Below are 13,431 nucleotides of genomic sequence, written 5' to 3'. Positions count from 1 at the left end.
GCTAGTCGTCGTCGCGCGAGCTGTCGAGCAGGCTCGCCACCACGGCGCGCAACATGGAACGGTCGATGGGTTTCTGCAGGAAGGGCATGTCGGTGGCCCAGGGCATCTGCCGCCGCTGCCGCTCGGATTCATAGCCCGACATGATCACCACCCGCACCATCGGATAGAGGTCGCGGATCCGGCGCGCCAGTTCGTGGCCCTGGATCGGGCCGGGCATCACCAGGTCGGTGATTACGAGGTCCGGCAGCTGCTTGGCCCGCGCGAGGTGGTTCAACGCCTCCTCGGCGTTGACCGCGATGCTCACCTTGTGGCCGTCCCGCTCCAGCTGACGCGCGACGACGCGCGTCACCCCGGGTTCGTCGTCCACCAGCAACACGCCCGCGCCGGTCGGGCGTTCGTTGTCGGGCTGGTCCGGCCCCGGATGACCGCCGGGCGCCACGATATCGCGCACCGGAAAGTACATGCTGACCGACGTGCCGGCACCTGCGGTGCTCTCGATCTGAAGTCCGCCATTGGACTGCCGGCAGAACCCCATGACCACCGACAGCCCGAGGCCCGAGCCTTCGCCGGCGGGCTTGGAGGTGTAGAACGGCTCGCTCGCGTGCCGCCGCACCTCCTCGTCCATGCCATTCCCATCATCGAGGACGGTCACCTTGACATAGGTCCCCTCGACGGGCGGCTCGTCGCTCTCGAAGTCTTCCATCTGGCCGGAGACCAGCGAAACCACCGAGGTCGAGGTCTGGATATGGCCGCCACGGGGCATCGCATCGCGGGCGTTGATCAGCAGGTTCAGCAGCGACTGCTGGAAATTCACCGCGTCGATCTCGGTCACCACGTGGCCTGCCGCCAGCGACCGGTCGACGGCGATGGTGGCCGGGCAGAGCCTGCCGAACATGGCCAGCGTCGGCTCGATCAGCTTGTCGAGGATCAGCGGCTCGGGGTTCAGCCGCGACTTGCGCCCATAGGCAAGCAGCTGGCGGGTCAGGTGGGCCGCATGGTTGGCCGCGTCGATGGCCTCGTTCAGGTACTCCACCCGGCTCTCGGCCTCCGCCTCGTCGGCGATCAGTTCGAGGTTGCCAAGGATCACGGTCAGCGTGTTGTTGAAGTCATGGGCGACACCGCCCACCAGTTGCCCGAGCGCTTCGACCTTCTGCGCCTGCACGATGGCCAGTTCCGAGTTCTGCCGCAGCCGCTCACTGCGCCGCAGCGCCTCGCGGGTGGTCGCGTTCTGCTGCTCGGTCAGGTTCACGCGGTGGGCAAAGTGGAACGCGGCCAGCCCGATCGACAGGATCATGGCAAAGGCCAGCACCGCCAGCCGGAAATCCGCGCTCATAACCGACTGGTTGGTCGCGAAGAGGGCCAGACCGCAGAGCACAAGGGGGCCGAGGATGATCACCGGCAGCAGGCGGCGCAGCATCACGCTGCCGTTCTCGCCCGCCAGCACCAGCGCGATCCAGCCATGCTGGGGCGCGGCCGTGACAAGGGCGAAGAGAACGCAGAGCAGCCCCAGCGCGGTGTGCAGCGCCATCGAGGTGTAGACCGGGTTCGCAAACAGCGCCTCGGCGTTGAACAGGTAGCCGATCACCGGGATGCAGACGACGCAGGCACCGACCGAGGCAAGGCCGGACCTGATGGACATCCACCTGTCCGAGGCATTCAGCGGAATCAGCAGGGTCAGCGCGCAGGCGAGGGAACCGATCGTGGTCGCCGCCGACATGGCGTCGCCCGGGGCAAAGTTGCTCAGACGGACCGGTTGGGTCAGTTCGGCGATCAGCACCAGCAGGACGATGACACCGCCCCCCTGCGCCACGATTTGCCAGGGACCGGACCGCGAGGGCCGGAACAGGCAGAGCGTCGCAATGGCAAGCACGAGAATGCAGACCGCCGTTTCGGGCACCATCGCCGGATAGCCGGGGCGGATGCGCACAAAAACCTGGTATCCGCCCGCCCATCCCAGCAGCAGATCGGCAAGCGCAGCAATGGCGGCGCAGATCGCAAGTATCTGCGCAATAACCCAGAAACGCGCGCCAGTCGCCCGCGCCCTCCCTGCAGCGGCTGCTACCTCTTCCGGCATGAATTTCCGTACTTACTGTCCCCTTGAGGAAATCATGCAGCGGAAATACAGGTTTTACCATTGGAACGTTCACCGCCTTGTGACAGGCCGGATCCGCACCTCAGATTCCGGTCTCGGCCCGCTCCAGCTTCTCCAGCGCCTTCATCCAGAGTTCCTCGGCCCGGTCGAGCCCATTCATGACCTCGGCGTACTTCTTCTGCCAAACTTCCGCTTCCCCGCGCTTTTCCTCTTCGTAGAGGGCGGGGTCGGCCAGCTTCTTGGCTAGCTTGTCACGCATTTCGTTAAGCTTCTCAATGCGTTCCTCTCCCTTCTTTACTTCGGACTTGAGGGCGAGGATGGCATCGCGAGAGGGCCGCTTGGGCTTGGCGGCCTCTTCCTTCTTCTTCTGCGGCTTGTCCGAGGCCAGCAGCATGGCGCGATAGGCATCGAGGTCTTCCTCGTAGGGCCTGACCGCACCGTTCGAGACCAGCCACAGCCGGTCCGCGACAAGGCTCAGCAGGTGCATGTCGTGGCTGACGAGGATCACCGCGCCCGAATAGGCTGTCAGCGCCTCCACCAGCGCCTCGCGGCTCTCGATGTCGAGGTGGTTGGTCGGTTCGTCGAGGATCAGCAGGTGCGGCGCGGGCAGCGTGGCCAGCAGCAGCGACAGGCGCGCCTTCTGACCGCCAGACAGGCGCCCCACCTCGGTCTCCGCCTGCGCGGCGCCAAGTCCAAAACCCGCCAGCCGCGCGCGCAGCTTGGCCTGGCCTTCCTCGGGCCGCTCGCGCAGCAGATGCTGCAACGGGGTCTCGTCCACGTGAAGCTCGTCCACCTGGTGCTGGGCGAAAAACCCGATCCGCAGCTTGGAGGAGGAGGTCATCCGCCCCTCCATCGCATCAAGACGTCCCGACAACAGTTTGGAAAGAGTGGATTTTCCCTCACCGTTCCGGCCCAGCAGGGCGATCCGGTCGTCCTGGTCGATGCGCAGGTTCAGGTTGCGCAGAACCGCCTTGCCGTCATAGCCGACCGAGACGCCCTCGGTCGAGATGATCGGCGGCGAAAGCTCCTCGGGCTCGGGGAAGGTAAAGACCACCCGTGCCGCGTCTTCCGGCATGGTGATGGTTTCCATCTTCTCCAGCATCTTCACCCGGCTCTGCGCCTGCTTGGCCTTCGATGCCTTGGCCTTGAACCGGTCGACGAAGCTCTGCAGGTGCGCGCGATGCGCCTGCTGCTTCTTGGCCGCCGCCGCCTGCACGGCGCGCTGTTCGGCGCGGGTGCGGGCGAAGGTGTCGTAGTTGCCGGTGTAGAAGGTCAGCTTCTTGTTCTCGAGGTGCAGGATCCCGTTCACCGCCCGGTTCAGCAACTGCCGGTCGTGGCTGATGATCAGCACGGTATGCGGGTAGCGGCCCAGATAGTTCTCCAGCCACAGCGCGCCTTCGAGGTCGAGGTAGTTGGTCGGTTCGTCGAGCAGCAGGTAGTCGGGTTCCGAGAACAGCACCGCCGCCAGCGCCACGCGCATCCGCCAGCCGCCCGAAAAGGCCGAGCAGGGCATCTTCTGCTCTTCGTAGGTGAACCCGAGGCCCTTCAGGATCGCCGAGGCGCGCCCCTCTGCCGACCATGCGTCGATATCGGCCAGCCGCGTCTGGATCTCGGCGATCCGGTGCGCGTCCGTCGCGGTCTCCGACTCGGCCATCAGCGCCGCGCGCTCGGTATCGGCGGCCAGCACGGTGTCGATCAGGCTGACCTCGTTGCCGGGCACCTCCTGCGCCACGCCGCCGATGCGGGCGCGGGCGGGCAGGGTGATGGTGCCGCCTTCCAGCGACAGCTCGCCCCGGATCAGGCGGAACAGCGTGGTCTTGCCCGCGCCATTGCGCCCGACGAGGCCCACCTTGTGACCTTCGGGAATGACGGCGCCTGCCTCTTCAAAGAGGTTCCGGCCTTCGACGGCGTATGTGATGTCTTCGATGCGTAACATGGGCGGCTCATAGCAGAGAGAATCCACCGCCGCCAGACGCCGCGCTATGGTCTCGCCGTAGAGGCTGTGATAGCCGCCGGGCCGGGCGCGAACTGCCCGAATTCCGCCCGAGTCCCATGCGCCCAGCCACCACGCCCCCGCACCTGTTCACCCTCGTTCTGTGCACCGCCATCGCGGTGCTGTCGCTGAACATGTTCCTCCCGTCGCTCGCGCGGATCGGAGAGGAGTTCAAGGCCGACTACGGGCTCGTGAACCTGTCGATTGCGGGCTACCTCGCGGTGACCGGCGTCCTTCAACTGTTGATCGGCCCGCTGTCGGACCGCTACGGCCGCCGCCCGGTGCTGCTGGTGTCGATGGCGATCTTCGTGCTCGCCTCCATCGGCTGTGCACTGGCCCAGTCGATCTGGGTCTTCCTCGGCTTCCGCCTGCTGCAGGGCGGGGTGATCTCGGCGCAGGTGATCTCGCGCTCGGTCCTGCGCGACATGTACCCCCCGAACGAGGCCGCCTCCAAGCTCGGCTATGTCTCGATGGTCATGTCGCTGGCGCCGATGCTCGGGCCGATGCTGGGCGGCGGGCTCGACATGGTGTTCGGCTGGCGCAGCGCCTTCGTTCTCTACATGCTGCTGGGGCTGGTCATCCTCGTGATGATCTGGGTCGACCTGGGCGAAACCAACAATAACCGCGCCGCCACCATGACCCAGCAGATCCGCGAGTATCCGCACCTGTTCCGCTCGCGCCGCTTCTGGGGGTACAGCCTCTGCGCCGCCTTCTCGGTCGGCGGTTTCTTCAGCTTCATCACCGGCACCCCGCTGGTCGCCGCCGCCTGGTTCGACATGTCCCCCGCGCAGGTGGGTCTGGGCATCGGCATCATCACCGGCGGCTTCATGGTCGGCAACTTCGTGACCGGGCGCCTCTCGATGCGCATGCAGCTTGTCACAATGGTGATCGCCGGGCGCGTCTTCGCCACCATCGGCCCGCTCGCCGGTCTGCTTCTGTTCTCCCTCGGCCTCGGCAACCTCTGGGTCTACTTCGGGTCCGCCATCGTGCTCGGCTTTGGCAACGGGCTGACGATGGCCAACGCCAACGCCGGGCTGATGTCGGTGCGCCCGCATCTCGCCGGCAGCGCCTCTGGCCTCTCCGGCGCCCTGACCGTCGCGCTCGGCGCGGTGCTGACCACTGTCACCGGCACCATCGTCACGGCGACCAACGCCCCCTTTGCCGTCCTCGGCCTGATGCTCTGCTGCGGTGTCTTCGGGCTCGCCTCGGCGCTCTTCGTCCGCTGGGTCGACCTGCGCGAGCCCCTGCCGGACGCCGTCTGAGCGCGGGATGCCGCGAATGCGAAAGGTTTTCGCCCCGGCAGGCAGTTTCGCGCGATCATAGCGCTTTTCTTGGCGCAATTCCCGTGTTAGGCGGCGCGCGAACCATTCCGGCGCCGATCACGCGCCAAGAACAAGGAGACGCAAGATGGCCCTGGAACGCACCTTTTCGATCATCAAGCCCGATGCAACCCGCCGCAACCTGACCGGCGCAATCAACGCCAAGTTCGAGGAAGCCGGCCTGCGCATCATCGCGCAGAAGCGCATCCTCATGACCAAGCAGCAGGCTGGCGTGTTCTACGAAGTGCACAAGGAACGCCCGTTCTACGACGAACTCTGCGAGTTCATGTCGTCCGCTCCGGTCGTCGTGCAGGTTCTGGAAGGCGAGAACGCCATCACCAAGAACCGCGAGATCATGGGCGCCACCAATCCGGCCGACGCAGCCCCCGGCACCATCCGCGCCGAATTCGCTGAATCGGTTGGCGAGAACTCGGTCCACGGCTCCGACGCACCGGAAACCGCGGCTGTCGAGATCGCCTACTTCTTCTCCGGTCTCGAGCTGGTCGGCTAAGCCACCGCTCTCCCGAGACGGAACAGGGCCCGCGCGGAGCGATCCGCGCGGGCCTTTTCATGTCTGGCGATCAGTGGCGGGCCGCCGCGTACTCGGCGATCAGCTCCGGCATGACCTCGCGCGGTGGAAAGCCGTCATACTGGTGCGGCGCCCCCAGCCGGGCAAAGGGCATACCCTCCGACAGCATGGTCTCCATGAAGGGCACTTCGGTCGGCGTGACGTCGAGCATCGAGGTCCGCACGTTCACCAGGAAATCGCGGTCATCGAAGAAGGTAAAGACCCAGCTCTTGCAGCTCTCGCAATGCATGTGGTTGAGGGTGGAGGCAGCGCTGGCCCCGAGCCCGCCGCGCACCGGCGTTCCGGACGTTACCTCGAAGGCGGGTTTCGGAATGCCGACCGTCAGCGAAAAGGCGCCCCCGGTCATCTTCTGGCAGTCCCGGCAATGGCAGGCCGCGCTGAAGAGCGGCGGCGCGCTGATCGAGAAACGCAGGGCGCCGCACTGGCAGCCCCCGGTGGCGGGCAGGGTGGCGATATCGGGCATGGTCGGTCTCCTCGGTTCAGGCGGACCATGCACCTCTCACGGGATCAGGGCAATGCCGCAGACCTGCACCCAAGACGACGAAACGGGCACCCTCGCAGGATGCCCGTTGCAGGAATAGTCAGGCTGCAGCGGCCGGCGCCGGTGTGGGCTCCACGAAGGGCACCGGCTGCGCCTCGGGAATGCGGTCGCGATGCTCCAGCCAGTCGCGCAGCAGTCGCGCGTTGCGGGTATTGGCCTTGTAGCCCACGTCGAGGATGTCACCGACCAGCGGAAGCAGACCCACCATCCAGTCGATGGCGATGTTGCCCGCCATCCGTCCCAGCAGGATCGTCGGCGCGCCCATCTCGCGCGCCTCGTTCACGATCCATGCCGCCGGGGCCAGCGCCAGCGTATCACCGATGCCCGGAACAAGACCGATGACCGAGTCCCACCCGAGGCGGATCGAGGTGAAGGGCAGGCGGAACGCGCGGTCCATCCGGTGCGCGACCCGCTCGACCCGCTCCAGCCGATCGAAATGATCATTCGGGATCACGGCGATCACGCGTGCTGGGGTTCGCGGGCGATGATCCACACGGCATGGACGATGCCGGGGATGTAGCCGAGAAGCGTCAGCAGGATGTTCAGCCAGAAATGCTTGCCCAGGCCCACCTGCAGAAACACCCCGAGCGGGGGCAGAATGACGGCGGCGATGATGCGGATCAGGTCCATGGTCGGAGCCTCCATTGCGTTTCACGTTCGCTCAGACAACACCGAAACCGCCCCGGCGGTTCCCTCGCAGGCGCAGCAGGCGCACGCGCTGCGCCTTAGGTTTGTGGTGTCAGGATACTGTAAACGCTTGAAAAACGCCGTTAGGCGCGACGGCGTACGCCGATCTCGTCAAGGATCGCCTCGATCCCGATCAGCGGGTCCGCCGTGATCCGCGCCTTGAGTGCATCGAAGCTCTTGCGCAGCGCTTCCTTCTCGGCCCCCTTGCAGTCGTTCCAGGGCCGTCCCTGCAGCGACATGTGCAGCACGTAGTACCAGATGAAATGCGGCTTCGAGCCCGATTCCAGCAGCCGCGCATAGGCCGCGTCCGCCCCCATTTCGCGCAGGGTCTCCGCATCCGGAATGCCCGCACGGATACAGGCCTCCTCGAAGGCAGGGCCAAGGTTGCGGATGGAGGAAATGGGTGTCGACATGGGGCCACTCTAGCGGCCGCGCGCAAGGGGGCAAGCGCCGCGAGGGGCGGATCGGCGGTCAGTTCCCGAAAATCCGCCGCAACCTGTTCCCCTTGCCGGGCTTTGCCGCCATTATGCCCTCGTTTGGCCCAGCTTCCAGCGCAGGACCGCTCCCGATGCCATACCGAGATCTGCCACCCCAATCCTTCTGGAAATCCTGCCGCGACGGCGATGGGTTCCGGCTGGGCGACATCTACGCGCCCCGCTTCGCGCTCTCTGCCGGAGACCGCGTGGCGACGGCGGGCAGCTGCTTTGCCCAGAACATCTCGCAGGAACTGCGCCGCTCGGAGCTGACCTTCGTCGATACCGAGCCCGCGCCGCGGGGCATGTTGCCCGGCGTCGCCCGGGCCTTCGGCTACGGTCTCTTCTCGGCCCGCTACGGCAACATCTACACCGCGCGCCAGATGCGCCAGCTGCTGGACGACGCCATCGACGGCCGCGTGCACGACACCGCCATCTGGGAGAGCGAGGGGCGGTTCTACGACGCGCTGCGCCCGGGGGTCGAGCCCGAGGGGATGGACTCGCCCGACGAGGTCGTCGCCCATCGCCTCAGCCACCTCGCGGCAGTCGCCTCGGTGGTGGCCTCGATGGATGTCTTCGTGCTGACCCTCGGCCTGACCGAGAGCTGGATCGACCGTGACAGCGGGCTCGTCTTTCCCTCGGCGCCGGGCGTGATCGCCGGAGCCTACGACAGCACGGCGCATGGCTTCGTGAACTTCGGATTCGCCGAGGTGATGGACGACCTGCGCGCCGTGATCGCCGTGCTGCGCATGGTCCGTGCAGACCTGCGCGTGATCCTCACCGTCTCTCCCGTGCCGCTCACCGCAACGGCGACCGGCGGGCATGTTCTCTCCGCCACCACCTATTCCAAGTCCGTGCTCCGCGCCGTCGCCGGCGAACTCGCGGCCACGGACCCGCTGGTCGACTACTTCCCGTCCTACGAAATCGTCGCCGGGCTGCCCTTCGGACCAGCCAACTACCAGAAGAATCTGCGCAACGTCTCCGATGCCGCGGTCGCGCGGGTGATGGACCTGTTCTTTGCCGCCCACGACCTCTCGCGCGAGGCGTCGGACGAGACGGACAGGCCCATCCGCGAGGAGGAGGCCTGCGAAGAGGCCCTGCTGGAGGCGTTTGCGGCGCAATGAAGCTCTGTGTCATCGGCAATTCACACGTCGCCATGCTGGTTCAGGCCACGCGCGAGGCCGCGCCCGAGGGGCTCGACCTCACCTTCTTCGCGCGTCAGGGGCGCGGGCCGGAGGGCGTGCGCCTGAAGGGCACCGAGATGTTCGCGCTGCACAAGTCGCTGCAGCAATCCCTCGCGCGCATGGGGATGCCCGACCGCGTCGACCTCGCCACCTTTGACGGTTTCGTGCTCGTCGCCATGACCGCCTCGGTCTTCTCGATGTCGGGCATGGTCTCGTCCCACGCGGTCCACGGCTGGGGCAACAACGAGGACGAGCGTCCGCTGATGTCCCGGGCCGCGCTGGAGGCATCGCTGCGTACCTCGATAGTGGACAACATCGCCCACCGCATGCTGCGCAAGATCCGGCGGGTCAGTGACAAGCCGGTCCTCCTTGTACCCCAGCCGTTCCCGGCCGAGGCCGCCATCGCCCCCGGCACCCGGTTCCCGGCCCTGCGCGAGATCCATGACCGTGGCATCGGGCCTCAGGCGGTCGCGGCGCTGCGCAATGCCCATGTGGATGTCTTCGGCGACATGGCGGGGGTGCACCTGCTGACCCAGCCCGATGAAACCGTGGTGCAGGGCTTCCTCACCGCCGAGCCCTTCACGCGCGGCGCGGGCAGGCTCAACCCGGAGGGGCGCCAGCCCGAGGATGACCTGCTGCATGCCAACGCCACCTATGGCCGTCATGTGCTCGACCAGATCGCGGGCGCGTTCGAGGCGGCCTGAGCCGATCGCTACAATCCGCAGGATAATCCGGGGCCGCTGAAACGCGCCCTTAACGCCCGCAAGGTAGAACTGGCCTCTCCATTGCCGGAGGCCCAGACCGTGACCAAGCCCCTCTACGTGCTGGCAGGGCAAAGCAACGCGCAGGCGATGCGCGACGCTATCCGCATGGAACTAGAGGCGCGGCATGGTCCGGGTGGCTTCGTGCTGGTCGAGGTCGCGGCTGCCGGGGCCCCCCTGACCTTCAAGCGCAGCGGCGAAGACTGGGCCGCCGGGGACGAGTTGCGGCAGGAGCTTGTCACCGCGACGGTCGCGGCGTTGCAGGCTGACCCGGAGGCCCGGGTCGCGGGCCTGATCTGGCTGCAGGGAGAGGGGGACACCCATGCCGTCGCCCGCGCCGACACCTACGCCACCCGCCTTGCCGACCTGGTGGAGGACTGGCGCACCGCTGTCGCCACCCGGTTCGGGGCGGTCGATACCGGCATCGGGACTGCCCCCGTCGCGCTCGCCTCGCTCTCGGCCCGCGCCCCGGCGGCGCAGGAGCGGAGCCAGTGGGGCGACGTCATCGCGCAGCAACAGGCGCTCGCCGAGGCGGAGCCGCTGTTCCGCCGGGTCGACCCCGACCCCCTGATGGCGGGCCTGCAACCCGGTGCGGTCTTCCCCGACTGTTTCCATTACGCCGCATCGGTGCGACCCACCCTTGCCACGGCACTGATCGCGGCGCTGTCGGAGGGCCCGTCGCTGGCCCGCGGCCCGTGGGACGACCTGCTGACCGGCACCGCTGGCGCCGACGCGCTGGCGGGCGGTCGGGGGGACGACACCTACCTCGTCAATCACGCCGGCGACCGGATCGACGAAAGGGCCGGCGGCGGCAACGATACCGTCATCGCCAGTATCACCGTCTGCCTGCGGATCTGCGCCCCGCAGGTCGAGACGCTGACGCTGACCGGCCTCGCCGACCTCGACGGCACCGGGAACAGCGGCCACAACGTGATTACCGGCAACGCCGGGAACAACCTGCTGCGCGGGGGACGGGGCGACGACGCCCTCTTCGGCGGGGCCGGTAACGATACCTTCATCGACGCGCGCGGGGCCAACCGGATGGCGGGGGGCCCCGGGGACGATACCTACGTGATCACTGGTCACTCCAACCGCATCGTCGAACTGGAGGGCGAGGGGTGGGATACCGTCCGCGCCTCGGTCGACATCACCCTGCGCTTTCACAGTCAGCACATCGAAGACCTCGTGCTGACCGGCCGGGACGATGTGAACGGCACCGGCAACGGGTTCGGCAACCTCATGCTGGGCAACGGCGGTGACAACAGGCTCGACGGGGCATGGGGCGATGACGACCTGCGCGGCCGGGGCGGCGATGATCGCCTGATCGGGCACATGGGCAACGATACGCTCACCGGCGGCGCGGGTCGCGACACCTTCGTCTTCGCCCCGGGGCACGGCGTGGACGTGGTGCGTGACTTCACCCCGGGCGAAGACCGCCTGGAGCTGCAGGACCGCGCCCGCACCGATGTTCACCTGTCGGCCAGCGGCGGCGACACCCTCGTCACCCTTGGCGGTGGCGACGAGATTCGCCTGTTCGGCGTACAGCCCACTGCGCTGGAACCGGGCGACATCCTGTTCCTCTGAGGGCTTTCCCTCGCCCCAACCAGTGTCGATCTTGCCGCTTTCGTGATGGGTTAACGGTGGGTTAACTTTTTTCACAGGGAATCTGTGCTAGATTTACCCTGCGTCATCTTCGGAGGCTCGCCAGAAGCAGAGGTAGCCCGCTTGCCGAAAGACCCGGCTGGCATATGTCTGCGACAGTGAACCCGGTCGATGCCGTCCGCACTGTCTGCGACCTGCAGGAGCAACTGCCGGCGCGGAAGACCCTTAGCGAGGTGGCCTCGAGGAGTAGGCACGTTGCCCGAAGGTACGCAGAACCGACCAACCTCCGCCTTGGCCACGCTGCTGGCCTGGTGCATCATGACCGTGGGCTTCCAGGTCTTCCTCGTCCGCGCGGGCGCGATGGGCCCGGGGCTCGTCACCGAACAGATCGGCTGGTCCTTCGCCGTCATCTCGGCCTTCCTCATGGTCCTCGTCCTCTACAAGGATTGGGACGACGTCGGGGTAGAGCAACCCATGCGATGGGCGCACCTGCCGATGCTGTGGCTGCCTTTGCTCTACGTCGTCGCGATGCTCGGTCTCGCCGTCTCGCTGGGCCTGCCCCCGGTCTCGGTGCTGATCATGGTGATGATCAACAGCCTTCTCATCGCCTTTTCCGAGGAACTGATGTTCCGGGGCATCCTCTTCGCCGGCCTGCGCCGCGCGCTGCCGCTCTGGCCCGCGGTCCTCGCGGTGACGGCGCTCTTTGCCGCCGTGCATGTCCTCAACCTGCTTCTTGGTGCCAGCATCGTTCTGACCGGCGTTCAAGTGGTGGCGGCCTTCCTGAACGGGCTGCTCTTCATGGCCATCCGCCTGCGCTCCGGTTCACTCTGGCCCTCGATCCTGCTGCATGCGCTCTGGGATTTCTCGGCCTTCATGCTGCTGCAGGCCTCGCCGACCGGGGGCCAGTCCGGCACCATGCCGCTCTCCACCGCGATCTGGCCCGTTCTGCTAGTGCTGCCCAACGGGCTCTATGCCCTCTACCTGATGCGTCGCAAGTCGCTGATCTCACCGGCGAAACGGATCACGCCGCGCGAAGGTCAGCGCGGCTGAGGCCTGTCTTTCGCGGTTGGAGCCTCTATACTGCGCCGGAACGGTCCGCCGGGACGGCAACAGGAAGAGACAGGCAGGATGTCTGAAAGAACAGGGGTCTTCGCAGGACGCGGCGCGCTCGCCGCCCTTCTGCTGGCGGGGCTGTGCGCATGGGGCGGGCCGCTGGCCGCGCAGGACGACGAGGCCCCGATGCAAGAGTCCGAGCCCGTCTTGGAGGAGGACGGCGCGGTGATGACCGGGGTGGACCCCGACGCGCCCCTGCTGACCGGCGAGATCGAGGAAGATGTCGAGGTCGACGTGCCCGAGGGCAGTATCCTGACCCTGCACGCCGCGCCCGAGAGCGAGGCAACCGTCACCGGAGAACTGGAACGCGGGGCCGACGTGCGCAACCTCGGCTGCCGCACGGAGAACGGCCGCCGCTGGTGCCGCGTCGAAACTCCCAGTGGCGAGGGCTGGGTCGTCGCGCGCTTCCTGCGCTACGACTCCGGCCCCGGACGCCGGATATCCGTCAGCACGACACCCCCGCCGCGGTCGGTCGAGCAGGAGAGCCGGTGGGTGGTGACTGGCCTCGCCGTCGGCGGCTTTGCCGGCTACCGCGCCGGACCGTCCCCGCGCGACCGCGTGCTCGGCGGTTTCCCCGTCGGCCGCCCGCTGCGCAACCATGGGTGCAGCCGGCACGGCGGGCGCGACTGGTGCCAGGTCTCGCCGCTGGGTGGCGTCGCCGTCAGCGGCTGGATCGAACGCCGCTATGTCGAACCCTACGCGCCGCTGCGCGCGGAGCCCCTGCAACCGCAGTCCCCGGGCCGCGTGGGGCAATACGGAGACGAGGAGCCGGACGTCATGCTGCAACAGGGCGGCGACCTCGAAGTCTCCTTCGTGACCGGCTGCTCGCTGTTCTTCGCGCCCGACCGCACCCTGCGCGCCGCCTCCTCGCGTTGCACCCCCGCCGAAACCCTCGCCGCCGACGACGCGGCACGCCGCTTCCTCGCCCAGCTTGAGGAATAGGCAGGCAGTGCCGCCCCGCTCCTGACCGGAGCGGCCCGCGCCGCGTTTTCCTCGCGGCGGTGGTTGCCGTGGGTCCACGGGGAAAGTAACCAGTCCATCGGCGGCAGGACGCCGGGTCCGGAAAGCCGGGGCGAC

Annotated in this window: 13 protein-coding genes; 7 read left to right on the top strand and 6 right to left on the bottom strand. The window is 67.4% G+C overall.

Translation table 11 applies throughout. The features are described from left to right. Nucleotide 1: 1 nt before the first annotated feature. Nucleotides 2-2,074, bottom strand: coding sequence for a response regulator (locus DDT93_RS17975; RefSeq protein WP_109467268.1), 2,073 nt, complete (start codon nucleotides 2,072-2,074; stop codon nucleotides 2-4). Nucleotides 2,075-2,174: 100 nt separating this feature from the next. Continuing rightward, nucleotides 2,175-4,028 carry a ribosomal protection-like ABC-F family protein gene (abc-f, locus tag DDT93_RS17970; protein ID WP_109467267.1) on the bottom strand — a complete coding sequence of 618 codons (1,854 nt, stop codon included), beginning with the start codon at nucleotides 4,026-4,028 and terminating at the stop codon, nucleotides 2,175-2,177. A gap of 116 nt (nucleotides 4,029-4,144) precedes the next feature. Between abc-f and DDT93_RS17965 the strand changes: the two genes are divergently transcribed. Then, nucleotides 4,145-5,347, top strand: a complete 1,203-nt coding sequence (locus DDT93_RS17965) for a multidrug effflux MFS transporter (RefSeq protein ID WP_109467266.1) — start codon at nucleotides 4,145-4,147, stop codon at nucleotides 5,345-5,347. 145 nt (nucleotides 5,348-5,492) lie between these two features. Then, on the top strand, nucleotides 5,493-5,915 hold the full coding sequence (gene ndk / locus DDT93_RS17960; protein ID WP_109467265.1) for a nucleoside-diphosphate kinase: 423 nt from the start codon (nucleotides 5,493-5,495) through the stop codon (nucleotides 5,913-5,915). A 70-nt stretch (nucleotides 5,916-5,985) separates the two neighbouring features. On the opposite strand, the gene DDT93_RS17955 is transcribed toward ndk, so the two are convergent. From DDT93_RS17955 to DDT93_RS17940, 4 genes are all read right to left on the bottom strand, one after another. After that, nucleotides 5,986-6,456, bottom strand: coding sequence for a GFA family protein (locus tag DDT93_RS17955; protein WP_109467264.1), 471 nt, complete (start codon nucleotides 6,454-6,456; stop codon nucleotides 5,986-5,988). A gap of 118 nt (nucleotides 6,457-6,574) precedes the next feature. Beyond that, nucleotides 6,575-6,988, bottom strand: a complete 414-nt coding sequence (locus DDT93_RS17950; protein WP_408607944.1) for a DUF4112 domain-containing protein — start codon at nucleotides 6,986-6,988, stop codon at nucleotides 6,575-6,577. 5 nt (nucleotides 6,989-6,993) lie between these two features. Then, entirely contained in the window at nucleotides 6,994-7,164 is a 171-nt protein-coding gene (locus DDT93_RS17945) for a YqaE/Pmp3 family membrane protein (RefSeq protein ID WP_109467543.1), read from the bottom strand. A gap of 140 nt (nucleotides 7,165-7,304) precedes the next feature. Next, nucleotides 7,305-7,634, bottom strand: a complete 330-nt coding sequence (locus DDT93_RS17940; protein ID WP_109467262.1) for a TfoX/Sxy family protein — start codon at nucleotides 7,632-7,634, stop codon at nucleotides 7,305-7,307. A gap of 155 nt (nucleotides 7,635-7,789) precedes the next feature. Between DDT93_RS17940 and DDT93_RS17935 the strand changes: the two genes are divergently transcribed. From DDT93_RS17935 to DDT93_RS17915, 5 genes are all read left to right on the top strand, one after another. After that, nucleotides 7,790-8,818, top strand: a complete 1,029-nt coding sequence (locus tag DDT93_RS17935) for a GSCFA domain-containing protein (protein ID WP_157960223.1) — start codon at nucleotides 7,790-7,792, stop codon at nucleotides 8,816-8,818. Further along, complete coding sequence (locus tag DDT93_RS17930; RefSeq protein WP_109467260.1) at nucleotides 8,815-9,582, top strand: hypothetical protein; 768 nt, start codon at nucleotides 8,815-8,817, stop codon at nucleotides 9,580-9,582. The genes DDT93_RS17935 and DDT93_RS17930 overlap by 4 nt, the downstream gene beginning before the upstream one ends. Before the next feature lie 99 nt (nucleotides 9,583-9,681). Continuing rightward, entirely contained in the window at nucleotides 9,682-11,223 is a 1,542-nt protein-coding gene (locus tag DDT93_RS17925; RefSeq protein WP_157960222.1) for a sialate O-acetylesterase, read from the top strand. 273 nt (nucleotides 11,224-11,496) lie between these two features. Further along, entirely contained in the window at nucleotides 11,497-12,291 is a 795-nt protein-coding gene (locus tag DDT93_RS17920; protein WP_157960221.1) for a CPBP family intramembrane glutamic endopeptidase, read from the top strand. 78 nt (nucleotides 12,292-12,369) lie between these two features. Further along, nucleotides 12,370-13,296, top strand: coding sequence for an SH3 domain-containing protein (locus DDT93_RS17915; RefSeq protein WP_109467257.1), 927 nt, complete (start codon nucleotides 12,370-12,372; stop codon nucleotides 13,294-13,296). Nucleotides 13,297-13,431: the final 135 nt, after the last annotated feature.

This window comes from Albibacillus kandeliae (genome assembly GCF_003116585.1).
GTDB lineage: Bacteria > Pseudomonadota > Alphaproteobacteria > Rhodobacterales > Rhodobacteraceae > Albibacillus > Albibacillus kandeliae.
The sequence above is the reverse complement of the archived record's forward strand: the minus strand, read 5'-3'. Positions and strand labels throughout refer to the sequence as shown.